Raw genomic sequence first — 25,566 nt, 5'->3', positions numbered from 1 at the left:
TATTTTTTTTATTGGGGAATAAATTAGATGTGGGAATTGGTTAAAGCAGGTGGCTGGCTTATGCTGCCCCTGGTCTTGTGTTCTATCTTTATGCTGGCGATTTCGATCGAGCGTCTGATTCGCCTGAAAAAGAATGCAGTACTTCCGTTGACACTGTTGATGGGGCCTTCGCAAAATACAGCACAAGTCATGCAAAAAATGAATCAAAGTGCGGCCTTAAAGCAAAGCACTTTGGGCCGGGTATTGGCTGCGGGCTATACTAGTAAGCCGCAGGGTGAGCAGTATGCTCGCGCGCAGATGGAAGTGGTGGCGTCACAGGAAATCGGTTATCTGGAAAAAAATATTAATTTTCTGGGCACGTTGAGTGCAGTTGCGCCTTTACTCGGTTTATTGGGGACCGTACTTGGGATTATTGAGTCTTTCCTGATGATCGATGTGGGAACTGGAAGTGATCCGGTCTTGATGATGCCCGGTATTTCCAAGGCTTTAATTACCACGGCAGCCGGTATGCTGATTGCAATTCCTGCACTGTTTGCTCACCGTTATTTTCAGCGTCTTGTTCAGGAATATGTGGCTGAACTTGAGCAGCAAGCGACTTTGTTTCATGCGGATCTTTTTTATCGTAATCATGCAGACATAGATCAAGACATGCAAAAAGCCAGCTAGGAGGCGGATGATGAAATTCAAACGCAACCAGGTGGAAGATGTACATATTAATCTGACACCGATGATTGATTGTCTGCTGTTTATTCTGGTCTTTTTACTTTTGTCGACGACATTTAGCCAAATGAGCCGAATGAATCTGACCTTGCCGGATGCGCAAGGTGTACCGCCTAAAAGCTATGATCAGAAAGTTGAAGTGATTGTGGATGCCAATGGTCATTACGCAGTCAATGGTCAATCCTTGGCCAGTAAGGAAGTCGCGGATTTAAATACTGCAATTAAACAGATTTCTAATGAACGCCGTGATTTAATATTTGTTATTGCAGCTGACGCAAAAGCCAGCCATCAGGACGTGATTCGTGTCATGGATGTGGCCGGGCAGCTCGGCTTTGTAAATATTAATATCAGTACCAAAGTACCCACCCGAGGTTATTAGTGAAGCACGATTTTAAGGTCTATCTTCGCCTTTTAAGTTATTTAAAACCGTTTTGGGGCATTGCATTGCTTGTCCTGCTGGGTTTTTCTATTAATGCCGCTACGGAAGTCTCTGTCGCTAAATTACTGGAATATATTATTGAGGCGATTCAAAATAAAGACCAGAGTTTCACATCACTTTTCCCGTTTTTAGTGGTCATACTCATGTTCTTCCGGGGCCTGGGTTTGTTCATGGGTGGATATTTTACTGCGGTAATTTCCCGGAATCTGGTATTCAACATCCGTCAGGAAGTTTTTGCAAAATTGCTGCGTTTACCGTCCCAGTATTATCTGGATAATACCAGCGGGCATATTACTGCCAAAATCATGTATAACGTTGAACAGCTAACCGCTGCTTCAACTGAAGCTTTAAGAACCTTGTTGCAACAAGGTTTGATCACTCTGGCATTATTAGGCTACCTGTTGTATACCAACTGGCGTCTGACCATGTGTATCCTGATTTTTGCACCCGTCATTGGCTTTATTATCAGTAAAGCTGCAAGACGGATGCGTAAATTATCGCAGCAAGTGCAAGACACCATGGGTGATGTAAACCATGTGGTGCAGGAAACGGTGAATGCCAACCTGATCGTCAAGGGTTTTGGAGGGCAAAGTTATGAGCAGGAACGCTTTAAACAGAACTCGCTGGAAAACTTGCGTCGTGGCTTGAAAATGGTCGCTGTACAACAGTTGAATAGTCCTGTGGTTCAGCTGATCATGTCGATTTCACTGAGTATTGTGATGTTTATTGCCTTGCGTCCGCAAATTCTGGGTGATACCTCTGCGGGTGAATTTGTCGCTTATATTACTGCGGCGGGTATGCTGGCAAGACCGATCAAAGCCTTGACGGATATCAATGAAAAAATTCAACGTGGTATGGCTGCGGCTCATTCGGTATTTGAATTGCTGGATATGCCTGAAGAAAAAAATACCGGGACTTTAACGGATAGCCTGAAAGGCGATATCGAGTTTAAAGATGTCAACTTGATTTATGATGATGGCCATCGTGCTATTCATGACTTTAATTTGCAGGTCAAGGCCGGTGAAACAGTAGCGCTGGTAGGACGTTCTGGTGCAGGAAAAAGTTCTCTGGTGAATCTGCTGGTGCGTTATCAGGATGCAACTTCTGGGCAGATCTTGCTGGATCAGAAACCGATTGAAGATTTTGAAATTACCGCCTTGCGAACCCAGATTGCTATGGTGAACCAGCAAGTAGTACTGTTTAATCGTACCGTGCGGGAAAATATTGCTTATGGTCAGCTCGAAGGTGCTTCCGATGAAGATATTATCGCGGCAGCAAAGGCAGCCTATGCGCATGATTTTATTATGGCATTGCCGCAAGGTTATGATACTCAGCTGGGTGCCCAGGGTTTAAACCTGTCTGGTGGCCAGCGTCAGCGCATCGCGATCGCACGCGCAATTTTGAAAAATGCCTCTATCCTGATTCTGGATGAAGCGACCAGTGCGCTGGATAACGAGTCGGAATACTTTATTCAGCGTGCCTTTGATAAAGCCATGCAGGACCGTACGACCATCGTAATTGCACATCGTCTATCGACGATTGAAAACGCGGATCGTATTGTGGTTATGGATCAGGGCCGTATTGTTGAGCAGGGCAGTCATGCCGAACTGATTGCGCTACATGGTGCTTATTATCAGTTGCATCAGCGTAACTTTGAGGAACAGTAACTTATGGCACTGGCACAAATCATTCAGGATGCTTGGAATGCACAGGCAAAGTGGCTGGTGGTGCTGCGTCCTTTGTCATGGTTATATCGCCTGGGTTTTGTCAGCAATCACTGGCTCTATCAAAAAGGCATTAAAAAAAGTTATAGCGCGCCGATTCCCGTTATGGTGATTGGCAACATCACAGTCGGTGGTAGCGGTAAAACACCTTTGCTGATTCATCTGGTGGATTATTTAACCGAGAAAAATATCCGTGTGGGAGTGATTAGCCGTGGTTATGGTGGTCAAGGCCCATTTCCTACCTATGTCGACTTTAATACCTTGCCGGAGATTGTCGGAGATGAGCCTGCCTTGATTGTGCAGGCAACAGGTGTACCGATGGCAGTTGGTCCCAACCGGCAGAAAAGTATTGAACTGTTATTGCAGAAACATGAGCTGGATCTGATTATCTGTGATGATGGATTACAGCACTGGGCCTTGAATCGCCAGATTGAGTGGATTGTGCTGGATAATAATCGCGGTCTGGGTAATCAAAAGCTTTTACCTGAAGGCTATCTACGCGAACCTGTAACACGGCTAAAAACCGGAACCGTAATTGAGCATTCGGCTAACCCAAGCTCTGAACTGAATATGCATCTGGCTGCATCACAGCCTTATTTGCTCAATCAGGACAGCACTAAAATCTTTGATCCTCAAGCGGCTTTTTATGCGGTAGTCGGCATTGGCTTTCCACAGCGGTTTTATCAGACCTTGCAAAATTTAGGCATAGAACAATTTCAGTGTCATGAGTTTCCAGACCATCATGACTATGACATTGAAGATTTACAGTTCGATGATAACAATCCGATTATTACCACTGAAAAAGACGCAATAAAAATTATGGCGCTACTTAAACAATATCCAGATTTTAAACAGGATATCTGGGTGGTGCCAGTCGATGCAGTCCTATCGCCAGCCTGCTATACAGTCTTGCAGCAACAGTTACAACAATACGGTATTCAAATTTCTTAAGGCTCATTCATTATGAAACACATTGTTATTCCTGCACGTTTCGCCAGTTCACGTTTACCGGGTAAACCTTTGCTGGAAATTCATCGTCGTCCCATGATTCTGCGGGTAGTGGACCAAGCCAAAAAAGTGCAAGGTTTTGATGATCTGTGTGTGGCAACTGATGATGAGCGTATTGCTGCCGTTTGCCGTGCTGAAGGCATTGATGTTGTCATTACCTCGGCGGATCACCCTTCAGGCACAGACCGCTTGAGTGAAGTGGCTCGAATCAAAGGCTGGGCCAGTGAGGACATTATTGTCAATGTACAGGGGGATGAACCCTTACTGCCGGCGCAACTGGTAAAACAGGTTGCTCAACTCTTGGAAGATCAGCCTGAATCTTCCATGTCGACGCTATGTGAGCCGATCCATCAACTGGATGAATTCAAACGTGACAGCATTGTAAAAGTTGTCATGTCAAAACACCAGCAAGCACTGTATTTTAGCCGTGCTACCATTCCTTATGACCGTGATGGTGCGAAACTGACTGAACCAAAACTGCATGATCAGGCCTATCGTCATTTAGGCCTATATGCCTATCGGGTAAAACTGTTGCAAGAATATGTGACCTGGGAAATGGGTGTGCTGGAGAAACTGGAATCTCTAGAGCAGTTACGGGTACTGGAAAATGGACACCGTATTGCCATTGCGGTGGCTGAAGCCAATTTGCCGCCAGGGGTGGATACCCAGGAAGATCTGGATCGCCTGAATCAGATGGATCTTTCCCATTTTGCCTAAGAAGAGTCAAATACATGCCTTTTGATGTCAATGCACATATCTATCCATGGCAGCAACAGGTTTGGGAAACCCTGACCGGGCGCTTTCCCAAGCTTGGACATGGTTTATTGTTTTATGGAAAAAAAGGCTGTGGTAAAGAAGCGTTTACCCAACAGTTTCTGGCTTGGGTGTTATGCCTGAATCGTCAGCCTGCCGGGCCATGTGGTGAATGCAGTAGCTGTCAATGGTTAAAGGCAGACACCCATCCCAACTATGTGCATATCAGTACCGATGACGACAATAAAAAACAGAATGCCAAAATCAAGATCGAGAAGATTCGCGATCTGCTGCCTTTTGTGCAACAGACTGTAGATGGCTGGCGCGTGATTGTGATTGAGCCGGCAGAAGCCTTGAATATTGCCTCTGCCAATGCCTTACTCAAAACACTGGAAGAACCCGGTGATAATACGGTCATTATTTTACTGGCGAATCATTATTTAAAATTGCCCGCGACTATACGCAGTCGTTTGCAGCATTTTGCTTTGGACCGGATTTCCGCAGAACAATTTAGCGATTATGTCCAGAATCAGCTCCCAGATGCAGGTGCTAGCCAACAACAGTTATTGATGAACCTGTCCAATCAGATGCCGTTACAGGCACTAGAGGTTGCACAAAGTGCCTGGCTGCCACTACGTCAGGAATTCCTGCAAGACTGGCAAAAACTGGTCATGCAAAAAAATATGCCGATGGCAATTGCGACCAAATGGAATAAAAACCTGAATTTTGATGACTTTGCTCAAATGTTTGAATACTTGTTGTCCGATTTAATTTGTGTCAAGCTAAATCAGACGGTGAAAAACATTGACCTTGAATTCAATGTACTTGCCGAACAATATTCATTAGAAGCACTTTTTAAAATTTATGAAGATTTTCAGCGCGCTAAACAATTCCTTGAACAGAATGTCCAAAGCAATCTGGTTATTGATGAATTGTTTATCACGCTGATGAATCTTTAATTAAGGGGAAATCACATGCAACCACGTATGGGCGGTATTATTCAGGCCAATATTCCTGACATTGAAACACTGTTTGCCAGCTATATGCCTTATGTTGTGGGTGGTGGGCTTTTTATTCCTTCCAAGCAGCCGGTCAAACTGGGCGAAGAGGTTTTTGTATTGACGACTTTGCCTGACCAGACCCAGAAAATTCCTTTAACCGGTAAAGTCATCTGGGTCTCGCAAAAGCAGAATGGCATCAAGCCACAAGGCTTTGGCATCCAGTTAAGCGGTGAAAAAGGCGTTTATTTTAAAAATGAAGCAGATCGTCTGGTTGCAGGTCTTAAATCTGAAGGACGTAAAAGTTACACTATGTAGTTAATTTACCCTTGGTAGGAACGCATCGTGTTTGTAGATACTCATTGTCATTTAACCCTGCTTGATTTGACACCATATCATGGTGATCTGGATCAGGCATTGGCTCAGGCTCGTGAAGCCGGTGTTTCCAAATTCATGAGTATCTCGGTCGATCTGGATGATCATATCGAGCTGGCCAAAATTGCCGCGCGTCATGCAGATGTCGGATATACCGTTGGCGTACATCCTTGCGAAGATGCTGCAACCATGGCGCGTGCCACGACTGAATATCTGGTCGAACTGGCGCAACCGGAGAAAGTCTGGGCACTCGGTGAAACAGGTCTGGACTATTATCACAGTACCGATTTTATTGCAGAGCAAAAAGCCTGTTTCGCCCGGCATATCCATGCGTCACAAATCACCAAAAAACCTGTAGTCGTTCATACCCGTTCCGCCAAGCATGATACCGTCGATATTATTCGCGCGGAAAAATCTACGCATGGCATCCTGCACTGTTTTACCGAGGACTGGGAAACCGCCAAAGCAGTACTGGATTGCGGCTATTATGTGTCATTTTCCGGAATTGTTTCATTTAAAAATGCGCAGGATCTGCGTGATGTCGCCAAACAGGTTCCGCTGGATCGTGTGCTGATTGAAACCGATAGTCCTTATCTTGCGCCAATGCCGTATCGTGGCAAATCTAATGAGCCTAAATACGTTCCTTATGTAGCCAAAGCGCTTTGCGATGTATATGATAAGTCGCTAGAAGAAATGGCTTTTATCACAAAGCAGAACTTTGAAAATCTTCTGAATTTAAAGTAAATAAAGTTATATAAAGTACAAAGAGAGTTTATAGGGTGAAGATGGATCGTCAGGCTCAGTTTCGAGCAAGAGAAACCTTGATTTTTCAAGTTGCAGAACAGCTCCTGTTGGAAAATGGTGAAGCAGGAATGACGCTAGATGCGCTGGCTGCCGAGCTTGATCTGGCCAAAGGGACACTTTATAAACATTTTCAGAGTAAAGATGAGCTGTACATGCTGCTGATTATCCGTAATGAGCGCATGTTGCTGGAAATGATTCAGGATAGCGATAAAGCCTTTCCTGAACATCTGGCCTTCTTTATGCTGCATCATTTACATCATCCGGAACGAACCGTGCTGTTTCATCAGATTGAAGAACGCCTGTCGACGACTGGGGTTGGAATCCAGCACCTTTTTAGCGAACTTTATCAGGTGCGCAAACAGCGTTTACGCCTGATTATCCGTATGACAGAAACTTATCTGGCTTCTATTAATAGCCGCATGTCAGTACGCGATTATCTGGCTTCGATCTGGTCGTTGACCCATGGTGCAGCTGCAATTCTTAATTCCAGTTTCTATCAGCGTTATTTGGGTTCGCGCGATACCTTGCGTGTAGCCTATATCGATCAGGCACTGGCTTTGCCTAAGCAGGTACATTCAGCCGAGCAGTTTGCCTAAGGTTGTCCTATGATCAGATCACCTCACAGTGCAGTTCGTGGCTTTACCTTAATCGAATTGATGGTGGTGATTGTGATTATGGGAATTATGGCTTCACTAGTGCTGCTGAATACCAGTGGTGTCGATCAGCGCAAAGCGATGCAGGCACGAGAAATTTTATTGGTGGACTTGCAACGGGTGCTACGCGAGGCTAATGACCAATCCAGAATACTCGCGCTTGACGTTCAATCAGCGACAGATGTCACACCATTTCGCTATGGAATTATAGAATATCGTTCGGCAGCGCAGACTGAACCGAACCTGCAAGATGAGAAATGGCAAAATTATGCAGATTTTAAATTGCGTAGTTTGCCTGATCATATTTCCTTTCAAATTCAGGCACTGGAACAGCAGCGTTATGCCAGGGCACAAAATCGTGACCTGACTCAGGCAAATTCACCTCAATTAATCTGGCTCGGCAATGGTGAAGTCAAACCGGTGCGGATTCAGTTCTTTTTAGAAGACCGTGAAGTGGGTGCTGCGATTGAGATTGATCATCTGGGTAAAATCAATGAAATCTAGATATTTCAAGCAGAATACTGGATTTGGTGCTATCAGGCCGAGTTTTACTCGACTTAATCGTGCCTCAGGTTTTACCTTATTGGAAGTTATGGTCGCCTTGGCAATTTTTGCGACCGCAGCCATAACCCTGACCAAAGTCGCGATGCAATATACCCAATCCACCTCGAATGCCATTCTACGTACCAAAGCACAGTTTGTTGCCTTAAATGAAGTGGCGCAAATGGAAATCAATCAGGAATGGATGGAAGGGACGGCTTCCAAACAGCTGACCCAGCAAGGTGAAACCTGGCAGATCGATAAACGCAGTGAACCGACGGTCAGTCCGAATGTTCAGCGAATCGAGCTGCAGGTGAGTCTGGTTAATCAGGACAGTGGTCAGGTGGAATCTGGTATCAGCAGCCTGATGTTCTTTAATCATCGTATGAACAATACTCCATGAAGTCTAAAGGATTTACTCTGGTTGAATTATTGGTCGCAATTGCGATCTTTGCAGTGCTGTCTGCTTTGGGTTGGAAAGTTTTTGATTATATTGTCAAAACGAAAGATCAGAATGTGATTCATGAACAGCGTTTAGGTCAGTTACAGCAAACCTATCAGCAGATTCTGCGAGATACCGTACAGGCAGTACCCTTAACGGCCAACATCAATGGCGATATTCAACCGGCTCTGGTGCTGCAGAACGGACGTTTTAACTTTAGTAAAACCGGGGTAACTGATCCTTTAGAAGAAGGGATTTCCCCAGATGAACGCATTGAATATCAGTACCGAGCCGATGAGCAGAAACTTTATCGCTTGAAATACCGGAATCTAAATCAGACAGGTCAAGATCAGCCCGAATCCAGTGTTTTATTGTCGGAAGTGGAACAATTCCAGATCGTCGTACTCAATCCGAATGAACTCACGCAATGGCCGGATACTTCTACTGATCTGAATCAGTTAGAGCATAAACAGCGTTTGCCTAAAGGGATTAAAATCAATTTAACCGTGAATGGCGTCAGTTATGAATGGATGTTCAGTTTATTAAATACGGACTTTTTGCTTGATACTCAGAACACCGGTCAACCCAGCTCAGAATAATAAGAAATGAAAATGAATAAAGCGATCATGATCAAACAGCAGCAGGGCATTGCACTGATTACCATTCTGGTGATGGTAGCGCTAGCGACTATTCTGGCGGCTACGATTGCGCAACGTCAAGCTGCAACTGCTGAAAGCACTGCCTATTTGATGCGACAAAACCAGTCCTTAATGTATGCCAAAAGTGCTGAGGCCTTTTTTTCTGAATTGCTGGTCGATGATGCTGAAAATGCCGCAGAGGTCGACCATCTGCAGGAAACCTGGGCGCAGCCCATGCCAGCTTTTCCGGTAGATGACGGTTATGTCTCCGGAATAATACAGGATGAATCAGGCAAGTTTAATTTAAATAGCCTGATTACTGCCGAAGGCGCAGTCAATGAAAATGCCAAAGCATGGTTCGAGCTGATTCTAAAACGTGCCAGTTTGCCGGAACAGCTCAGTGAAGCAGTCATTGACTGGCAGGATGCAGACGAGCTGGTCAGTGGGGGCATGGGCGCCGAATCTAACTATTATCAGGGCTTGCCCAATGCTGCTTTGCCACCGAATGCAAAATTTCACAGCGTAGAAGAATTAAAGCTGGTACGCGGTTTTGAAGAGAATAAATATAAGCTGATAGCACCTTATCTGAGTACTGCACCGGTGCAGGAGAGCCTGGTCAATATTAATACCGCTTCAGCTTTTCTTTTGGCTAGTATGGATGAAAAGCTGGATGTGAATGCAGTGCAGCAATTGCTGGATCAGCGTCAGGCCAATTTGGAGCACTTTTCCAATGTGACTGATCTGTGGTCACTGGAGCCTTTCGCTCAGGTCGATGCGGACAGGCGTAATTTGTTTAACAGTCTGCTTGGGGTGCAATCCAATTATTTTAAAGCCCGAATCGAAGTGGTTTTAAGTGAGCGTAAGCGCCAGTTTAGCAGCGATCTGGTTCGTCAGGACAAACAGGTTTATGTCGCTTACCGTAGCATGGCGCCATTTTAATTTTAGCTCATGAATTGTACAGGCTGGATAAGCGCAAATGCCGGGCTGATGCCTTTTCCCTATCATGCTAAACAGCAAAATTAATCCTCAAAGCTTTACTTTTGCTTTATAATCAAAATTAATTCACCTATTTTTTGACGACATTACGGCATATGTTAATTCGTAAGTTATTTAAGTTTGAGAATGCTCATATTGTGCGTAACTGCACGTCAGATCGCTGTAAGCGTTCGATCCATGGCCATAGTTATAAAGTCGAGTTATTGCTAAAAGCCTCGAAGCTAGATCATGGTCAAATGGTCTATGACTTTGGTCTGCTTAAAGGTGTGATTAAGGATTTCTTTGATTCTTTCGATCATGCCATCTGCTTTTGGCAAAATGACGATCCGGAATATATTCAGGCCTGCAAGAATTTCAGTGCGCGCTGGGTGTCTTTGCCGGTATCGCCATCAGCAGAACAGTTTTCACGTATTTTCTTCTTTCTGGCACAGCAGGTGCTGGCATCGACCGTGACTCAAAATGGTGAAGGCGATGTCGAAGTCTATTCTGTGATTGTGCATGAAACCGACACCGGCTATGCACAAAGCTTTTTAGAAGATATTCAAAATGAACAAATGGGCATCCTTAGTCTGGAGCAACTTGAGTTCTCTGAACAAGTGCAGGCTGAATGGACAGATCCGGACATGTTTGCCAAGCTCAAACAGGGCACACCATTTCATAACCCTACAGTAGATTTACAGGTACAGATTTAAAGTCTGCGTGACTTTAAATCCATTGACATAGATTTAGGATTGAAGAATGTCTTTAAATGAACAGCAACTGGCCAAGCTGAATAAAGTTCAGCTGGATGAAAGCTGGAAATATGGATTGAGTGAATTTTTGCTCAGTCCGAAAATGGATGAATTAAAAGCATTTCTCGTTGAAGAAAAAAAAGCAGATAAAATCATTTATCCTCCCAATCATCTGATTTTTAATGCGTTAAATACCACGCCGCTAGATCGGGTAAAAGTGGTAATTTTGGGGCAAGATCCTTATCATGGCCCAAATCAGGCGCATGGATTAAGCTTTTCCGTGCAAAAGGGGGTTGCATTACCACCATCTTTGCGTAATATTTTTCATGAGTTACATGCTGATGTTGGGGTTGAAAGACCGAAGCATGGTGACTTGACGCATTGGGCAGAGCAGGGTGTGCTTCTGTTAAATGCAGTACTGACCGTCGAAGCAGGTCAGCCAACTTCGCATCAGAAGCGCGGTTGGGAAGAATTTACCGATCACGTCATTGATGTATTAAATGAACAGCGTGAACATATTGTCTTTATTCTTTGGGGCGCATACGCACAGCGTAAAGGACAGCGCATTAATCAAGACAAGCATCTCGTGTTAAAGGCAGCACATCCATCGCCTTTGGCAGCAAACCGTGGTGGTTTTTTTGGTTGTAAAGTATTTTCAAAATCGAATAACTACCTCAAACAACATGGCATTGAGCCTATAGATTGGCAGCTGGACGCATGAAATATTCTCCCCTTACTAAACATTATCATCCGGATTTGATTGTTGAAGAAGCGCACAATGGTTGGCGTATCGTTCGTTTAAATCGCCCGAAATCTTTGCATGCTCTCGATGAATCGATTGCTTCCGCACTTCTGGAAGTATTTCAGGACTTTCATCATGATGATAGCGTCAAAGCCATCTGGCTGGATTCAACCACACCGAAAGCGTTCTGTGCGGGTGGGGATGTGCGTAAGCTGCGTCAGTTAGTGATTAATGATGAAGTCGCGGCTGCCAATAAATTCTTTGAACAAGAATATGCACTCGATCTGTTACTGCATAATTATGCCAAACCCGTTTTAGTCTGGGGTGAAGGTTATGTGATGGGTGGTGGCTTGGGCTTGTTTATGGCGGCGCCTTTCCGTTTAGTGACGCCATATTCACGTTTGGCAATGCCTGAAATCAATATCGGTTTGTATCCAGACGTGGGTGCAACCCGCTTCTTGGCAGATCGTGGTGCGATTGGTCTATTTACCGGCTTGACCGGTTCAATCATGACTGCTGCGGGCGCTTACGGGATTGGCTGGGCAACGCATATTTGTGATGCACAGCGTGATTCAGTTTTGGATAAAGTCATTAATATTGACTGGGAGCATTATCCTGCAGGTGACTTCCGTGCCATTGATGACACCCTGAATAGTATGCACCGTCCGGTCGGCCCGGGACCGTTGCAAAACTCTCTGGATGTGATTCATAGTGTTTGCCGTGGTGTCAACTTTGAGCATGATTATGAGTCGATTATTGGCCTGAGTGACGCACGCAGTGACTGGTTGCGTCAGGCCAGTGAAAACCTGAAAAAAGGTTCGCCAACTACTGCAGCCTTGACCTGGCTATTGTGGCAATGGGGTAAGCAGATACATTCCTGGAATGAAGTTTTCGAACTGGAAGTTCAGATCTCGGACTGGAAAATTCGTCATCATGACTTTGTTGAGGGTGTACGAGCACGTCTGGTCGACAAAGACCTTAGTCCTGAGTGGAAAAAAGGTGCAGATATGAGCTTGAAAGGGATCCTGTCTGGGAATCCTCCAGTTACGACTATTGAAAGCTGGAATGAGCTGCTCAAGCATTATGGTGTGATTTAAGCTTCAATGTCCGAAACACAATTTACAGATGAATACTGGATGCAGCGTGCTTACGAGCAGGCTGCACTTGCTGCTGCACAGGGAGAAATTCCTGTGGGGGCAATTATCGTCAGTCAGAATCAGATCATTGGCCAAGGATTTAATGCGCCCATCTCGTTGAATGATCCGACTGCGCATGCCGAAATTGTTGCACTACGTGATGCGTGTCAAAACCTCCAAAATTATCGGTTACCTGATGATGCGGTGCTCTATGTGACTCTTGAGCCGTGCACCATGTGTGTCGGTGCACTGGTGCATTCGCGGGTTTCGCGAGTGGTATTTGGTGCATTTGAAGCGAAAGCGGGTTCATTGGTGAGTGCGCGTCAACTGTTTGAAACCGGTTATTATAATCACGTATTTCCTTTCCAGGCAGGCTGCATGCAGCAGCAATGTTCTGAACAGCTGAGTGCATTTTTTAAGTTGCGCCGCGAGCAGAAACGAGAACTCAAGTTACAAGAAAAGTTATTAAATACGCAGAAATAAATCTGCTTTATCCGCTAAAATTTGCTTACTTTCAAATATCTGCAATCTTCAGGAACAATAATGAACAGCATTCAAGTAAAAAAAGAATTTCCGGCAGCGCTTGATGATGTCTTTAATTTGATGTCCAAGCATGACACCTATAATATTGCCTTCGCACCGATGCAGGTCGAACGAATCAAGGATTCTGCGGATGCTGAACATCCTGATGGACTCGGTTCGGTACGTGCAATGGGTATGGGGCCAATAAAGCCGCTGAAAGAACAAATTACCTTGTTCGAGCCAAATAATCGCATCGAATACCAGATTATTAAAAATCCGTTAATCAAGCATCATTTGGGTATTATTGAATTTGAAGCACTGGCTGATGACAAAACGCTAGTAACTTATACGATTGAATTGCAGGCACGTGCGCCTTTTGTGAGTAAATTAATCCTTGCACAGTTACAGGCAGCGATTAAACTAGGCCTGACAAAACTCGCAAAATCTGTTTAAACAACAACGGGAAAGCAATGACAGTTCAAATTATTACCATTGATGGTCCAAGTGGGTCTGGCAAGGGCACGTTAGCAGCGAAACTGGCTGCACATTATCAGTTTCACTTATTGGATTCTGGTGCTTTATACCGCCTTTTGGGTTTGTCATTGCATCACCATGATTTGCTGGATTCTCTAGACACGAAATTGCCAGAATGCGTACAAATCGCAACAAATTTAGATATCCAGTTTGTCAGTACCGACACCGGGGTGCAGGTGTGGCTGGATGGTGAAGATGTGTCCCAAACTATTCGCACTGAACGGGTAGGAGAGTTTGCTTCAAAAGTTGCAGCAATTCCTGAGCTTAGAACAGCGTTGGTTTCACGCCAACATGCCTTTGCGCAGGCACCGGGTCTGGTAGCAGACGGACGCGATATGGCGACAAGTATCTTCCCGAACGCCCAGGCAAAAATATATTTGACGGCCTCGGCTGAATCCCGTGCGCAAAGACGTGTAAAGCAGTTGCAGGGCATGGGGCTGGATGTTAAAATAAGCGACATTTTAGCTAATATCATCGCTCGCGATAAACGAGATATGGAACGCACTGTCGCTCCACTCAAGCCTGCGGATGATGCTTACATTATCGATAGTTCAGATTTGAATATCGATGAAGTATTCCAGCTGATGACCACTTATGTGGATCAGCAGTTAGCAAACTAACCCAATTTTATCAGCAAACGCATAGCTTGATCAGTTTTATATGGACTATGTAGATGCTTAATTAAACCGGCCTTGTCTGATCCAAGACCGCTGACTTTATCGGAAATATCATGACCGAATCTTTTGCAGCCCTCTTTGAAGCAAGCGAATTAAACCTCAACGTTGAAAAGGGTGCAGTTATCCAAGGCGTTGTAGTAAGCATTGACTCTGATTGGGTAACTGTTGACACTGGCCTTAAATCTGAAGGCGTTGTTGACCGTGCTGAGTTCTTAAATGAACAGCGCGAACTTGAAGTTCAAGTTGGCGACACTGTAGACGTAGTTGTTGAAGCACTTGACAATGGTATGGGTCAAACAGTTCTTTCTCGCGAAAAAGCTAAACGCGCAGAAACTTGGACTAAACTTGAAAAAATCTTTGAAGACGGCGAAATCGTTACTGGTGTTATCTCTGGTAAAGTTAAAGGTGGTTTCACCGTTGACATCGGTCCAGTACGTGCGTTCCTTCCAGGTTCTTTAGTTGATACTCGTCCTATTCGTGATACTACTCACCTAGAAGGCAAAGAGTTAGAATTCAAAGTAATCAAACTTGACGCTAAACGTAACAACGTTGTTGTTTCACGTCGTGCTGTTATGGAAGCTGAATCTTCAGCTGACCGTGAAGCTCTTCTTGCTCAGCTTGAAGAAGGTCAAACAGTTACTGGTACGATCAAAAATCTTACTGACTACGGTGCATTCGTTGACCTTGGCGGTATTGATGGTCTTCTTCACATCACTGACATGGCTTGGAAACGCATCAAGCACCCTTCAGAAGTTGTTGAAGTTGGTCAAGAAGTTACTGTTAAAGTACTTAAATTCGACCGCGAACGTAACCGTGTTTCTCTAGGTCTTAAACAACTTGGCGAAGATCCATGGTTAGCGATCATGAACCGTTACCCTAAAGGTTCAATCGTTAAAGCGCGCGTAACTAACCTGACTGACTACGGTTGTTTCGCTGAAATCGCTGAAGGCGTTGAAGGTTTAGTACACGTTTCAGAAATGGATCACACTAACAAAAACATCCACCCATCTAAAGTTGTTCAGATTGGTGACGAAGTTGATGTTATGGTTCTTGAAGTTGATGAAGAACGTCGTCGTATTTCTCTTGGTATCAAACAAACTCGTGCTAACCCATGGGAAGAGTTTGCTAAAGATCACGACAAAGGCGAAAAAGTTTCTGGTACGATCAAATCTATCACTGACTTCGGTATCTTCATCGGTTTGCCAGGCGGTATCGACGGTCTAGTTCACTTGTCTGATATTTCTTGGAACGAACAAGGCGAAGAAGCGATTCGTCGTTACAAGAAAGGCGACACTGTTGAAGCGGTTATCCTTTCTGTAGACGCTGAAGGCAACCGTATCAGCCTTGGCATCAAGCAAATGAACAACGATCCGTTCAATGACTTCCTTGCTGCTAACGAACGCGGTGCGTTGGTTAAAGGTACTGTAACTGCAGTTGACGCTAAAGGCGCTACTATTAAGTTAGCTGACGAAGTTGAAGCGACTCTGAAAGCATCTGAAATCAACCGCGATCGCGTTGAAGATGCAACTAAGTTCCTTGAAGTTGGTCAAGAAGTTGAAGCGAAGATCATCAACGTAGATCGTAAATCTCGCGCAATCAACTTGTCTATCAAAGCGAAAGACGAAGCTGAAGAGAAAGAAGCAGTTGCTAACTTGAAAACAGCTCCTGCTGGTCAAGACAATGGTCCTAAGACGATTGGTGACCTGATTAAAGCTCAAATGGGCAACTAAGTAAGCGTTTGAATTGTATTGTTAATGTAAGTTAACTAATACTTTTTATACAAATACTGTAAACGGTAGCGTAGTATTTAATTATTGCGCTACCGTTTTGTATTTAAACAGGTTATTATCGGGAAATAGATCCCAAGTAGCTTGATAATTAAAGAGGTCGCAGATGACTACTGAAGCACTTAATAAGTCTGACTTAATAGAGCGTATTGCGTTAAAAAATCCGCATTTGGCTGAGCCTTTAGTGGAAGAAGCAGTTAAAATTATGATTGATCAAATGATAGAAGCATTATCAACTGACAATCGTATCGAGATTCGTGGATTTGGTAGTTTTGCATTGCATCACCGTGAACCGCGCGTAGGTCGTAACCCTAAAACTGGTAAATCAGTAGAAGTGGCTGCAAAAGCAGTTCCGCACTTTAAACCAGGCAAGGCACTTCGTGACGCTGTGAACGAGTCTGCACAAAAATAATTGTAAATATTTTGCGGGGTGTTCATGCGTTACGTTCTGGTCATTCTTTTATTGGTACTGTTTGGTTATTCATTAGCTTTGGTTTTGCAAAACGGTACCGAATTGTCAGTGGACTTGTTATTTACTCAAGTTCCCGCAATGCGCCTGGGATTATTACTTCTCCTCACGTTATCTTTAGGTGTCGTTTTGGGCCTGTTATTGGGCGTTCAGATCTTCCGGGTTTTTCAGACGAATTGGGAAATTAAACGACTGCGTAAAGACATTGAACATCTACGTAAGGAACAGTTGAATACAGCCAAGTTAATGGCCGCTGAAGCAGCAGCCCATACCCGGCATGAAAAAACTGTATTAGATATTACCAATGAAAATCAAAGCCCATTATAATGGGCTTATTTTTTGCCTATATGAAGGGGTAATCTCTTGAGTATCATCGTCGCACTAGATGCCAAAAGCCAATTTGATGCCTTAGCCATTGCAGAACAGTTAGATCCTGCCTTGTGTCGACTTAAAGTTGGTAAAGAGTTATTTACCCATGAAGGTCCAATTATTGTCAAAGCACTTCAAGATAAAGGCTTTGCTGTATTTCTGGATCTGAAATTTCATGATATTCCAAATACAACAGCACAGGCAGTATGCGCGGCAGCAGATTTGGGTGTGTGGATGGTCAATGTGCATGCCTCAGGTGGCCGCAAGATGATGGAAACCTGTGTAGAGCGTTTGCAAGCAGGTAATTATAAAACTCAGTTGATTGCAGTGACTGTATTGACGTCAATGGGCCGTGAAGACTTGAAAGATATTGGTCTGGATATTGAGCCAAATGAGCATGTAAAACGTCTGGCACAACTGACCAAAGACAGTGGTCTAGATGGGGTGGTTTGCTCAGCTCAAGAAGCGAAAATGTTACGTGAAACGATTGGAAAAGACTTTGCATTAGTGACACCCGGCATTCGTCCAGAAGGGTCGAATGCAGATGACCAGAAACGTATTGTGACACCGAAACAGGCAATGCTAGATGGCTCAACACATCTGGTAATTGGTCGCCCGATTACCCAGTCTAAAAATATGCGTCAGACTTTGAAAGATATTTTGGCAACGCTTTAATACGGTTTGAATGACAGAAAGCCTTTCAGTCGAAAGGCTTTTTTTATATATTGAAAAAATGGTTATAAAATAAAAAGGAAAAATGATGACTTCATCTGAACCACAATTAGAAAAAGTACAGAATGACGTGATTCAAAATATTCAACAGGCGGAACAGCTTAAGCAACAAGAATAGCAACAACAGCAGGCAAGCTCAGCAGATCGGACAGCGGGGATCGATGTGGTCAGTTTGGCATCTGATGCCATCAGTCTTGCTTCGGATGTTATTGAAACAGTAGGCGATGCCTTAAGTGATATTGATTTAAGTTTTAGTCAGCCCTCCCGGCCTTCTTGCTTGTGCTTCGTTTTAAGATTCTGGTTTAGAGCTTACTCAAGGAGGAGAGGTCCCTCTTTATAAAAAAGGGATTTAGTGAGATTGAGAAAGCGATAAAACAATTAAATCGCTGCCAGTACACTCACCGTGACTGGTGCTAACAGTGACAAAATAAAACCACTGACCATAGCATGTGGAATAAAATCATGCCCGCAAGCCTGTTTAACCATCGGTAAAGTCACATCCATTGCAGTTGCCCCCGCGGCGGAAATGGCCGACCTTGGATATCTCCAGCCCAGACAATACATCAGTAAGATGGCGAAAATTTCTCTAAACAGGTCATTCATCAGCGCGATACTGCCGAGTTCTGCATTTCTGAGTTCTGTCACGACAACGCCTGACATTGAGTAAAATCCATAGCCTTGTGACAGCATGATCAAATCTTTCAGACTGATGTCGGTGTTCCAGAATGAATAAAGCATGACCGCGAATAATGAACCGAAAATACAACCGATTGGAACTAAGAGAATTTTAAAATTTAACCAGGAACGATCTAAAGGTGAATAAGCCAGATCCAGGCCAATCATGAACATAAATACCAGCAACAAATGCCAGGTGCTGATTTGCAAGGATAGATCAAACAGACTCAAGCCCGCATGTAAAAAGTATCCACCTGCGAGAGCCAAAAAGGCATAGCTCATATTCAGCAAGGATTTAACTACCAGATCGACGGATACCCGACCAGAACTAGGAAGATAACCTGCCCATTTAAATAGTAGATAACAAAATGCAAAAGCACCGAGCGAGGTCAGAAAGGCAATACTGATCGACGTACTTAAAATCTGTAGGGGATGCTGTAATTCATCTACCAGTTGTGAAAATTCAAAGGCAATTGCAATCAATAAAACGTAGCTAAAATAGGGTAATAGCTTGAAACAGATTTTAATAATCGAAAGTGGAATTCGTTTTGCCATGGCAAAACCGAGTGCTAGACAGAATAAAAGCTGAAAGATAAGCCAAAGCGATTGCATAAATTTAATGGATTGAAAAAATTACCTATAAATTATGCCACCGCTTGATGTCAGATGGTAAAAAGCTTTTAGGCGACTTTATTCAATAATCGATAATCTGCGACATTTGGTTTTTTTGTTTTGAGCCAGTATTTCCAGGTATAAGTTGGCCATAAGGCAAAGTTCTTGCCGCCTTCCTGCTGATACCAGCTGACACAGCCAGATTGCCACACGGTCTTTTCAAACATATGTTGTACCTGCTGATTAAATGTATCCTGTGCCTGGTCTTTGACCATGATGGCATCACTTTGGGATTGATCGACCAGTTGCATCAATTGCAAAATATATTCAACTTGTGCCTCAATCATAAAAATGACAGAGTTGTGTGCCAATAGGGTATTTGGCCCCGGTAACTGAAACAGGTTTGGAAAGTCTTTCACGCAAATTCCATAATAGCTTTCAGCACCTTGTTTCCACATTTCATTCAGTTCTACGCCATCAAGCCCGGTACATTGAAAATTCTTCATATAGATACGTGGATCGGTAATGAATCCGGTGCCATAAATCAGACAGTCAATCGGCCGCTCTTTTCTATCTTGTGTAATGATACTGTGTTCAGTCAGTTCCTGAATCTTCTCGGTCACCAGTTCCACATTATGGCGGTTAAACGTCGGGAAGTATTTATTTGAAACCAGAATACGTTTGCAGCCCATGATGTAATCGGGAGTTAGTTTTTTGGCCAATTCAGGGTTTTTGACCTCATATTTAATGAATAGTTCTGCCAGTTTTTGGGTGAATTTCATAATGCCCGGTTTGACAATCGGTACCACACGCGATTCATTTGACCAATACAGGCGGGCACGGTGTAGCTTTCTAAACCAGTCATATTTTTTAAAGAGTTTCTTTTCAAGATTCGGGTAGGCACGTTCATCCCGAGGAATGACCCAAGCCGCAGTACGTTGCATGACATACAGTTGTTTGCATTTCGGGGCAATTTCTGGAATATATTGAATGGCACTGCCACCTGTACCAATCGATGCGACATTTTTGCCAGTCACATCATAAGTGTGATCCCATTGCGCAGAATGAAAGACTTTACCTTGGAATTTCTCAATACCAGGAATATGTGGAATTTGGGGGATATGCAATGGCCCAGAAGCGAAGATAACGAACTGGGCTTCAAGGATACTTTGATCCTGTAGCTGTAATTGCCATAGACAGCGTTCTGCCTGGTAATGCGCTGCCAGTACCTCGGTATTTAAACGGCAAAAAGCACGCAGGTTATAATCGGTCACCAGATCCTGAATATAAGAAAATATCTCGGGTGCTTCCGCATAACGCTTGGACCAATTACTTTTTGGAGCAAATGACAAGGAATACAAATGTGATTGCACGTCACAGGCTGCTCCAGGGTACTGATTGTCCCGCCAAGTTCCGCCAAAATCGCTCCCTTTTTCCAGAATAATAAAGTCATAAATACCATGCTGTTGTAAACGTATTGCCATGGCAATACCGCCGAAACCAGCTCCAATAATGGCAACTTTGGTATGAGGGGGGGAGCGTGTAGCGGTGGCATGATCTAGCATCAGTACATTCCTTACTTATTTTAATGTTGGATATTTATCGTAATTTGCTCCTTGGTGATTAGACAGAAAATTGATCTAAACGGCAATAGCCGACACATTATTTTTATAGTACAACTAGAGCAATCACATTGTATTTGTATGGTTATGAAACGTTCTGTTCTCAGTCTGATGTATTTGATTCAAGGGATGCGCAAGGCTGGCATGGAAGTCGATCAGAAACTGCAAAACATTGGACTGCGTGTAGATGCCTTTGATCCAAGCTCGGTGATCCATCCGAGTCTGGAACATGATGTGCTTAAGGTGGTAGGACAGGAAATCCAACCTGAACAGGGATTATTGATTGGCCAGCATTATGCTTTGGCAGGTTATGGTCCCTTACTCATGTTGCTGGTGACCAGTCCTACGGTACGTGATGCACTGAATCAGGTGATCCGTTTTCAGCAGTTGAAGCATCTGACCGGTCAGTTGGCCTTGCAGCAAAGCGAGCATCATAGCGCGCTGTGTTATCGGGCCAAGCAGCAAGATGATCATTTGGGAATGTTGCTGGCACAGGCGGAGATTTCCGGGACGTTTAAGTTTATCCGGGAAATTTACAAATTGATGGGCTTATCCAAACCTGATTTGCGGATCGAGTTGCCATTTGCCTATCCAGAAGATCTGACTACCTTAAAGGTCTACCATGATTATTATGGAACACAGGTACAGTTTGATGCATCTCGGGCAGCATTCTGGTTTGATGAAGCAGTGCTGGATATTAAAATTCCCTCTGCGGATGCGGTGACTTTTGCCGTTTATGAAGCCAAATGTCTGGCTGAACTGGAACGTTTGCAACAGGATGAGCAGACGCCGACTGTGGTGCAGCGCGTGCAGGATTATCTGGAAATCCAAAGCGGCCTGATGCCGAGCATGGCTGAAACAGCACAAGCGCTGAATATCCCGGAACGAACCTTACGGCATCAGTTACAGCAGTGTGATACCAGTTATAAGCAGATTCGCGAAGAAATTATTAAAGATAAAGCTTTGCGACTGATTGAATACAAACAGTATTCGATTGAAATGATTGCAGAATTATTAGGCTATTCCGAGCCGGCTGCTTTTAACCATGCCTTTAAACGCTGGTTTGGGCAAAGTCCTCGGCAATATATAAAATAGCCTAAGCTTGTTTATGCCAAAGTGTTATAGCGTGTTGATTAAACTCCGCTATAATTAAATTGATCCCAAATAGTACGAAATTCTATGTCCGATTTTAATTCACAGCACAGCACCGCTTTTAGTCCGATTTCTCCTGCAGAACGTTATGCACAAGCGATCTCTTCGGGACAGTTTATGCCTGATGAAGCACAGGCAATGGCAGTACATGAACTGAATCGTGTCTGGCTGGAATTGATTCAGCGTTTTAAGGCATCGAAAAAAGCATTTCGCCGCTTTCGCCGTCAGACATCTCCGAAAGGGGTGTACATGTGGGGTGGTGTGGGGCGTGGAAAAACTTGGTTAATGGATCAGTTTTACGATTCGATTCCGTTTCGCCGTAAAACCAGGATGCATTTTCACCATTTTATGCAGCATGTGCATCGTGAGTTAAACAAATTATCCGGACAGCGTAATCCGCTAGATATCGTGGCGGATCGAATTTATAAAGAAGCGGTCATCATCTGTTTTGATGAATTTTTTGTGTCTAACGTGACGGATGCAATGATCCTGAGCGATCTGTTCCAGAAGCTGTTTGAACGTGGTATCACCTTGGTCGCTACTTCGAATATCGCACCGGACGGTTTATATAAGAACGGCATTCACCGTGACCGTTTTATGCCTACCATCGAACTGGTCAAGAAAAACTGTGTGGTCTTAAATGTCGATGCCGGAGTCGATTACCGTCTACGGGTTTTGAAACAGGCACAACTGTTTAAATTCCCGTTAACACATGATCATAAAAACTGGATTGCTCAACGTTTTAGCGCCTTGACCCAGACTCAGACCTGTTCTGAAGAGCCGATTATTATCAACAACCGTATTGTTGAAACCGTGTCACATACTGAAGATGTATTGTGGTGCGAGTTCTCTGAACTGTGTTTAAAGCCACGTAGTCCGGCTGATTTTATTGAAATCGCCAATATTTATAATACGGTTTTGGTCAGCAATGTGCCGCACCTGACCGATTTTCTGAATGATGGAACACGCCGTTTTATTTATCTGGTGGATGAATTTTATGACCGCGGCGTCAAGTTGCTCTTAACCTCGGAAGATAATATCGTGGATATTTATCAAGGTGAGAAACTGGCCTTTGAAATTGAACGGACCCGTTCCCGTTTACTAGAAATGCAGTCGGATGAATACCTAAATTCTGAACATCGCCAGATTGAGAAAATCGCTTCTGTGAACGGAGAGTAAGAATAAAAGCGCTGGTCATTCACCAGCGCTTTTTTTATAAAAATAGGTACTTAAATTATCGACAAGCCTGATCAAACATGGCTTAATCTTGATCTAAATATGATCGTGTATAACTAGAATGCATAATTTTTACTCGAAAATCTGAACTTAAGTCTAATTTCTACATTTCGAAAACTTTATACACTGTCATTAGGGTATTTAGCAGAATGATATCTATTTGTAACTGAGAAAGATCAAATATGTTTATGAGGGTATTCATATTGGAAAAAATGCTCAGTATTTAGCAATGTGATAATACTATTCAGCTAGATTTTAATCGGTATACTAGAATCTCTTGTATAAAAAGTAGCAATATCAGGAAAGACAATGACTGCACGTATTCAAAAAGGCAAGTTAGCGATTGCTAAAGAACTTTACGATTTCATCGAAAATGAAGCACTACCAGGTTCTGGTTTAGACAGCGAAACATACTGGAAAAACTTTGAACAAGTCGTTGTTGATCTTAGCCCTAAAAATAAAGCACTTTTGGCTAAGCGTGATGACATTCAGGCGAAAATTGATGAATGGCACCGCAATAACACATTTGAATTACAAGCTTACAAAGCTTTCTTGACTGAAATTGGCTACTTGTTACCAGAAGTAGAAGATTTTCAAATCAGCACTCAAAACGTAGACGAAGAAATTGCAGTACTGGCAGGTCCACAGTTGGTTGTACCGGTACGTAATGCACGTTACTGCTTGAACGCTGCAAACGCACGTTGGGGTTCTTTGTACGATGCACTTTATGGTTTCGACGTCATCTCTGAAGAAGATGGTGCGGAAAAAGGCAAAGGCTATAACCCGAAACGTGGTGAAAAAGTTGTCGCATTTGCCAAGAATTTCCTCGACGAAACTTTCCCATTCGCACAAGGTTCGCATGCAGACGCAACTCAATACGCAGTTGAAGCTAATGCACTGGTTGTTACCCTAAAAGATGGTTCAAAAACAACTGTGGCAGATGCGGCTAAATTCGTTGGCTACAATGGCGAAGCTTCAGCACCGACTGAAATCGTATTTAAAAATAATGGCCTGCACGCTATTGTGCAAATTAATGCCAGTAGCCCGATTGGCCAAACTGATGCCGCTGGTGTAAAAGATGTGGTTCTTGAAGCTGCGGTTACGACCATTCAGGACTTGGAAGACTCGATTGCAGCCGTTGACGCTGAAGAAAAAGTGGAAGGCTACCGTAACTGGTTAGGCCTGATGAAAGGTACTTTAGAAGAGTCTATTGAGAAAAACGGTAAAACTGTTACCCGTAAACTGAATGAAGACCGTACTTTCAAAAATGTAGAAGGTGGTGAAACTAAAGTTCACGGCCGTTCATTGATGTTGCTGCGTAATGTTGGTCATTTAATGACAAACCCTGCGATTCTGGTAGATGGCGCAGAAATCTATGAAGGCATCATGGATGCATTGGTTACGCCATTATTGTCTTTTGCAGACATCAAAGGTGAAAACACCATCAAGAACTCGCGTCAAGGTTCAATGTATATCGTTAAGCCGAAAATGCATGGTCCTGAAGAAGTGGCATTTGCCGTTGAATTGTTTGAACGTGCAGAACAGGCACTCGGCTTACCTGCAAAAACTTTAAAAATCGGGATTATGGATGAAGAACGCCGTACTTCTGTGAACTTGAAGAACTGTATTGCACAAGCCAAAGATCGTACTATCTTCATCAATACAGGTTTCATGGACCGTACTGGTGACGAAATCCATACCTTTATGGAAGCTGGTCCATTCGTTCGTAAAGGCGAAGTAAAAGGCCAAATCTGGTTCCCGGCTTATGAAAACCGTAACGTGATGATTGGTCTGCAAGCAGGTTTACGTGGTAAAGCACAGATTGGTAAAGGCATGTGGCCAAAGCCAGACATGCTGCTTGACATGTACAAAACGAAAACTGAACATCCTGAAGCGGGGGCGAGCTGTGCATGGGTTCCATCACCTACAGGTGCGGTGATTCACGCGATTCACTATCACCAGATTAATGTTGCAGACCGTCAGCAAGAGCTATTGTCGACTCAACCTTTATCTCTGGATGATTTGTTGACACCGCCATTGGCGAAAGACACCAACTGGTCTGAAGAAGAAAAAACCAAAGAACTCGAAAATAACTGTCAAGGTATCTTGGGTTATGTCGTTCGTTGGGTAGATTTGGGTGTAGGTTGTTCTAAAGTGCCAGACATCAATGATGTCGGTTTAATGGAAGATCGTGCGACTCTACGTATTTCTTCACAACACGTTGCGAACTGGTTGCGTCACGGTATCGTAAGTCGTGAGCAAGTAGAAGAAGTGATGCAACGTATGGCGAAAATTGTGGATGAGCAAAATGCCAATGATCCACTGTATACGCCAATGTCTGCTGACTTTGCCAACAATATTGCGTTCCAGGCAGCATCTGACCTGATTTTTAAAGGTGGTGAGCAGCCATCAGGTTATACCGAGCCGCTTCTGCACGCAGCGCGTTTAAAGTTAAAAGGTTATACAGGTGACTAATCCTG

At 43.8% G+C, this 25,566-nt stretch carries 28 protein-coding genes; 26 read left to right on the top strand and 2 right to left on the bottom strand.

From position 1 onward, the window contains the following. The first annotated feature begins 27 nt into the window (after window positions 1–27). The 23 genes from ACP7BU_RS09570 (at window position 28) to pyrF (ending at window position 17,732) form a co-directional block, all read left to right on the top strand. Window positions 28–666 (top strand): MotA/TolQ/ExbB proton channel family protein, encoded by a 639-nt coding sequence (locus tag ACP7BU_RS09570; RefSeq protein ID WP_425879857.1) that lies wholly within the window; start codon window positions 28–30, stop codon window positions 664–666. A 10-nt stretch (window positions 667–676) separates the two neighbouring features. Then, window positions 677–1,099 (top strand): ExbD/TolR family protein, encoded by a 423-nt coding sequence (locus ACP7BU_RS09565; RefSeq protein WP_425879867.1) that lies wholly within the window; start codon window positions 677–679, stop codon window positions 1,097–1,099. After that, a complete protein-coding gene (gene msbA / locus ACP7BU_RS09560; protein ID WP_148334409.1) occupies window positions 1,099–2,826 on the top strand; it encodes a lipid A export permease/ATP-binding protein MsbA in 1,728 nt (575 codons plus the stop codon). Before ACP7BU_RS09565 ends, msbA begins: the two co-directional genes overlap by 1 nt. A gap of 3 nt (window positions 2,827–2,829) precedes the next feature. Then, a complete protein-coding gene (gene lpxK / locus ACP7BU_RS09555) occupies window positions 2,830–3,834 on the top strand; it encodes a tetraacyldisaccharide 4'-kinase (protein WP_425879856.1) in 1,005 nt (334 codons plus the stop codon). A gap of 12 nt (window positions 3,835–3,846) precedes the next feature. Then, window positions 3,847–4,608, top strand: coding sequence for a 3-deoxy-manno-octulosonate cytidylyltransferase (kdsB, locus tag ACP7BU_RS09550; RefSeq protein WP_425879855.1), 762 nt, complete (start codon window positions 3,847–3,849; stop codon window positions 4,606–4,608). A gap of 14 nt (window positions 4,609–4,622) precedes the next feature. After that, the gene (locus ACP7BU_RS09545; RefSeq protein ID WP_425879854.1) at window positions 4,623–5,603 is read left to right on the top strand and encodes a DNA polymerase III subunit delta'; all 981 of its coding nucleotides are present in this window, start codon (window positions 4,623–4,625) and stop codon (window positions 5,601–5,603) included. Window positions 5,604–5,618: 15 nt separating this feature from the next. Then, window positions 5,619–5,960, top strand: a complete 342-nt coding sequence (locus ACP7BU_RS09540) for a PilZ domain-containing protein (protein ID WP_004278877.1) — start codon at window positions 5,619–5,621, stop codon at window positions 5,958–5,960. Between the two features lie 27 nt (window positions 5,961–5,987). Further along, window positions 5,988–6,761, top strand: a complete 774-nt coding sequence (locus ACP7BU_RS09535) for a TatD family hydrolase (RefSeq protein WP_005106566.1) — start codon at window positions 5,988–5,990, stop codon at window positions 6,759–6,761. Between the two features lie 41 nt (window positions 6,762–6,802). Further along, window positions 6,803–7,417, top strand: a complete 615-nt coding sequence (locus tag ACP7BU_RS09530; protein WP_005252237.1) for a TetR/AcrR family transcriptional regulator — start codon at window positions 6,803–6,805, stop codon at window positions 7,415–7,417. Between the two features lie 9 nt (window positions 7,418–7,426). Further along, window positions 7,427–7,978, top strand: a complete 552-nt coding sequence (locus ACP7BU_RS09525) for a type II secretion system protein (protein ID WP_425879853.1) — start codon at window positions 7,427–7,429, stop codon at window positions 7,976–7,978. Continuing rightward, complete coding sequence (gene gspI / locus ACP7BU_RS09520; protein ID WP_425879852.1) at window positions 7,968–8,417, top strand: type II secretion system minor pseudopilin GspI; 450 nt, start codon at window positions 7,968–7,970, stop codon at window positions 8,415–8,417. The genes ACP7BU_RS09525 and gspI overlap by 11 nt, the downstream gene beginning before the upstream one ends. Continuing rightward, the gene (gene gspJ, locus ACP7BU_RS09515) at window positions 8,414–9,055 is read left to right on the top strand and encodes a type II secretion system minor pseudopilin GspJ (protein ID WP_005247320.1); all 642 of its coding nucleotides are present in this window, start codon (window positions 8,414–8,416) and stop codon (window positions 9,053–9,055) included. The genes gspI and gspJ overlap by 4 nt, the downstream gene beginning before the upstream one ends. A gap of 6 nt (window positions 9,056–9,061) precedes the next feature. Continuing rightward, window positions 9,062–10,033 (top strand): type II secretion system minor pseudopilin GspK, encoded by a 972-nt coding sequence (gene gspK, locus ACP7BU_RS09510; protein ID WP_425879851.1) that lies wholly within the window; start codon window positions 9,062–9,064, stop codon window positions 10,031–10,033. Window positions 10,034–10,185: 152 nt separating this feature from the next. Beyond that, on the top strand, window positions 10,186–10,782 hold the full coding sequence (locus tag ACP7BU_RS09505; RefSeq protein ID WP_004278864.1) for a 6-pyruvoyl trahydropterin synthase family protein: 597 nt from the start codon (window positions 10,186–10,188) through the stop codon (window positions 10,780–10,782). Between the two features lie 46 nt (window positions 10,783–10,828). Further along, window positions 10,829–11,542, top strand: coding sequence for a uracil-DNA glycosylase (gene ung / locus ACP7BU_RS09500; RefSeq protein WP_005247316.1), 714 nt, complete (start codon window positions 10,829–10,831; stop codon window positions 11,540–11,542). Next, window positions 11,539–12,660, top strand: a complete 1,122-nt coding sequence (locus tag ACP7BU_RS09495) for an enoyl-CoA hydratase/isomerase family protein (RefSeq protein WP_310078240.1) — start codon at window positions 11,539–11,541, stop codon at window positions 12,658–12,660. Before ung ends, ACP7BU_RS09495 begins: the two co-directional genes overlap by 4 nt. 6 nt (window positions 12,661–12,666) lie before the next feature. Further along, window positions 12,667–13,182 (top strand): tRNA adenosine(34) deaminase TadA, encoded by a 516-nt coding sequence (gene tadA / locus ACP7BU_RS09490; protein ID WP_396469443.1) that lies wholly within the window; start codon window positions 12,667–12,669, stop codon window positions 13,180–13,182. A 60-nt stretch (window positions 13,183–13,242) separates the two neighbouring features. Next, window positions 13,243–13,674, top strand: a complete 432-nt coding sequence (locus ACP7BU_RS09485; RefSeq protein WP_004645458.1) for an SRPBCC family protein — start codon at window positions 13,243–13,245, stop codon at window positions 13,672–13,674. A 17-nt stretch (window positions 13,675–13,691) separates the two neighbouring features. Continuing rightward, complete coding sequence (cmk, locus tag ACP7BU_RS09480; RefSeq protein ID WP_425879850.1) at window positions 13,692–14,375, top strand: (d)CMP kinase; 684 nt, start codon at window positions 13,692–13,694, stop codon at window positions 14,373–14,375. Window positions 14,376–14,485: 110 nt separating this feature from the next. Next, window positions 14,486–16,162 carry a 30S ribosomal protein S1 gene (rpsA, locus tag ACP7BU_RS09475; protein WP_004645456.1) on the top strand — a complete coding sequence of 559 codons (1,677 nt, stop codon included), beginning with the start codon at window positions 14,486–14,488 and terminating at the stop codon, window positions 16,160–16,162. A gap of 163 nt (window positions 16,163–16,325) precedes the next feature. Further along, window positions 16,326–16,631: an integration host factor subunit beta gene (locus tag ACP7BU_RS09470; RefSeq protein WP_004278853.1), complete on the top strand. Its 306-nt coding sequence runs from the start codon at window positions 16,326–16,328 to the stop codon at window positions 16,629–16,631. Window positions 16,632–16,655: 24 nt separating this feature from the next. Continuing rightward, window positions 16,656–17,015 carry a lipopolysaccharide assembly protein LapA domain-containing protein gene (locus tag ACP7BU_RS09465; protein ID WP_004278852.1) on the top strand — a complete coding sequence of 120 codons (360 nt, stop codon included), beginning with the start codon at window positions 16,656–16,658 and terminating at the stop codon, window positions 17,013–17,015. Between the two features lie 36 nt (window positions 17,016–17,051). Next, on the top strand, window positions 17,052–17,732 hold the full coding sequence (gene pyrF / locus ACP7BU_RS09460) for an orotidine-5'-phosphate decarboxylase (protein ID WP_425879849.1): 681 nt from the start codon (window positions 17,052–17,054) through the stop codon (window positions 17,730–17,732). A gap of 435 nt (window positions 17,733–18,167) precedes the next feature. Here the strand turns inward: pyrF and ACP7BU_RS09455 are convergent, their stop codons facing one another. Both ACP7BU_RS09455 and ACP7BU_RS09450 read right to left on the bottom strand, forming a co-directional pair. Then, a complete protein-coding gene (locus ACP7BU_RS09455; RefSeq protein WP_253172799.1) occupies window positions 18,168–19,076 on the bottom strand; it encodes a lysine exporter LysO family protein in 909 nt (302 codons plus the stop codon). Window positions 19,077–19,144: 68 nt separating this feature from the next. After that, on the bottom strand, window positions 19,145–20,641 hold the full coding sequence (locus tag ACP7BU_RS09450) for a flavin-containing monooxygenase (protein ID WP_425879848.1): 1,497 nt from the start codon (window positions 20,639–20,641) through the stop codon (window positions 19,145–19,147). A 144-nt stretch (window positions 20,642–20,785) separates the two neighbouring features. Here ACP7BU_RS09450 and ACP7BU_RS09445 point away from each other — a divergent pair, with 144 nt between their 5' ends. The 3 genes from ACP7BU_RS09445 (at window position 20,786) to ACP7BU_RS09435 (ending at window position 25,561) form a co-directional block, all read left to right on the top strand. Next, window positions 20,786–21,793: a helix-turn-helix domain-containing protein gene (locus ACP7BU_RS09445; protein ID WP_425879847.1), complete on the top strand. Its 1,008-nt coding sequence runs from the start codon at window positions 20,786–20,788 to the stop codon at window positions 21,791–21,793. 84 nt (window positions 21,794–21,877) lie between these two features. Next, a complete protein-coding gene (gene zapE / locus ACP7BU_RS09440; RefSeq protein ID WP_005252217.1) occupies window positions 21,878–23,029 on the top strand; it encodes a cell division protein ZapE in 1,152 nt (383 codons plus the stop codon). A gap of 366 nt (window positions 23,030–23,395) precedes the next feature. Next, window positions 23,396–25,561, top strand: coding sequence for a malate synthase G (locus ACP7BU_RS09435; protein ID WP_425879846.1), 2,166 nt, complete (start codon window positions 23,396–23,398; stop codon window positions 25,559–25,561). Window positions 25,562–25,566: the final 5 nt, after the last annotated feature.

The organism is Acinetobacter sp. 40AMC3-4, from assembly GCF_049898185.1.
Taxonomy (GTDB): Bacteria; Pseudomonadota; Gammaproteobacteria; order Pseudomonadales; family Moraxellaceae; genus Acinetobacter.
Note: the sequence above shows the minus strand (reverse complement) of the source record. Positions and strands in the feature narration are given on the sequence as shown.

Bases quoted from the DNA above. Each gene is read 5' to 3' on its own strand.
- ACP7BU_RS09570 (WP_425879857.1), top strand. From the start codon at position 28: ATGTGGGAATTGGTTAAAGCAGGTGGCTGGCTTATGCTGCCCCTGGTC.
- ACP7BU_RS09565 (WP_425879867.1), top strand. From the start codon at position 677: ATGAAATTCAAACGCAACCAGGTGGAAGATGTACATATTAATCTGACA.
- lpxK (WP_425879856.1), top strand. From the start codon at position 2,830: ATGGCACTGGCACAAATCATTCAGGATGCTTGGAATGCACAGGCAAAG.
- kdsB (WP_425879855.1), top strand. From the start codon at position 3,847: ATGAAACACATTGTTATTCCTGCACGTTTCGCCAGTTCACGTTTACCG.
- ACP7BU_RS09545 (WP_425879854.1), top strand. From the start codon at position 4,623: ATGCCTTTTGATGTCAATGCACATATCTATCCATGGCAGCAACAGGTT.
- ACP7BU_RS09540 (WP_004278877.1), top strand. From the start codon at position 5,619: ATGCAACCACGTATGGGCGGTATTATTCAGGCCAATATTCCTGACATT.
- ACP7BU_RS09530 (WP_005252237.1), top strand. From the start codon at position 6,803: ATGGATCGTCAGGCTCAGTTTCGAGCAAGAGAAACCTTGATTTTTCAA.
- ACP7BU_RS09525 (WP_425879853.1), top strand. From the start codon at position 7,427: ATGATCAGATCACCTCACAGTGCAGTTCGTGGCTTTACCTTAATCGAA.
- gspI (WP_425879852.1), top strand. From the start codon at position 7,968: ATGAAATCTAGATATTTCAAGCAGAATACTGGATTTGGTGCTATCAGG.
- gspJ (WP_005247320.1), top strand. From the start codon at position 8,414: ATGAAGTCTAAAGGATTTACTCTGGTTGAATTATTGGTCGCAATTGCG.
- gspK (WP_425879851.1), top strand. From the start codon at position 9,062: ATGAAAATGAATAAAGCGATCATGATCAAACAGCAGCAGGGCATTGCA.
- ACP7BU_RS09505 (WP_004278864.1), top strand. From the start codon at position 10,186: ATGTTAATTCGTAAGTTATTTAAGTTTGAGAATGCTCATATTGTGCGT.
- ung (WP_005247316.1), top strand. From the start codon at position 10,829: ATGTCTTTAAATGAACAGCAACTGGCCAAGCTGAATAAAGTTCAGCTG.
- ACP7BU_RS09495 (WP_310078240.1), top strand. From the start codon at position 11,539: ATGAAATATTCTCCCCTTACTAAACATTATCATCCGGATTTGATTGTT.
- tadA (WP_396469443.1), top strand. From the start codon at position 12,667: ATGTCCGAAACACAATTTACAGATGAATACTGGATGCAGCGTGCTTAC.
- ACP7BU_RS09485 (WP_004645458.1), top strand. From the start codon at position 13,243: ATGAACAGCATTCAAGTAAAAAAAGAATTTCCGGCAGCGCTTGATGAT.
- cmk (WP_425879850.1), top strand. From the start codon at position 13,692: ATGACAGTTCAAATTATTACCATTGATGGTCCAAGTGGGTCTGGCAAG.
- rpsA (WP_004645456.1), top strand. From the start codon at position 14,486: ATGACCGAATCTTTTGCAGCCCTCTTTGAAGCAAGCGAATTAAACCTC.
- ACP7BU_RS09470 (WP_004278853.1), top strand. From the start codon at position 16,326: ATGACTACTGAAGCACTTAATAAGTCTGACTTAATAGAGCGTATTGCG.
- ACP7BU_RS09465 (WP_004278852.1), top strand. From the start codon at position 16,656: ATGCGTTACGTTCTGGTCATTCTTTTATTGGTACTGTTTGGTTATTCA.
- ACP7BU_RS09455 (WP_253172799.1), bottom strand. From the start codon at position 19,076: ATGCAATCGCTTTGGCTTATCTTTCAGCTTTTATTCTGTCTAGCACTC.
- ACP7BU_RS09450 (WP_425879848.1), bottom strand. From the start codon at position 20,641: ATGCTAGATCATGCCACCGCTACACGCTCCCCCCCTCATACCAAAGTT.
- ACP7BU_RS09445 (WP_425879847.1), top strand. From the start codon at position 20,786: ATGAAACGTTCTGTTCTCAGTCTGATGTATTTGATTCAAGGGATGCGC.
- zapE (WP_005252217.1), top strand. From the start codon at position 21,878: ATGTCCGATTTTAATTCACAGCACAGCACCGCTTTTAGTCCGATTTCT.
- ACP7BU_RS09435 (WP_425879846.1), top strand. From the start codon at position 23,396: ATGACTGCACGTATTCAAAAAGGCAAGTTAGCGATTGCTAAAGAACTT.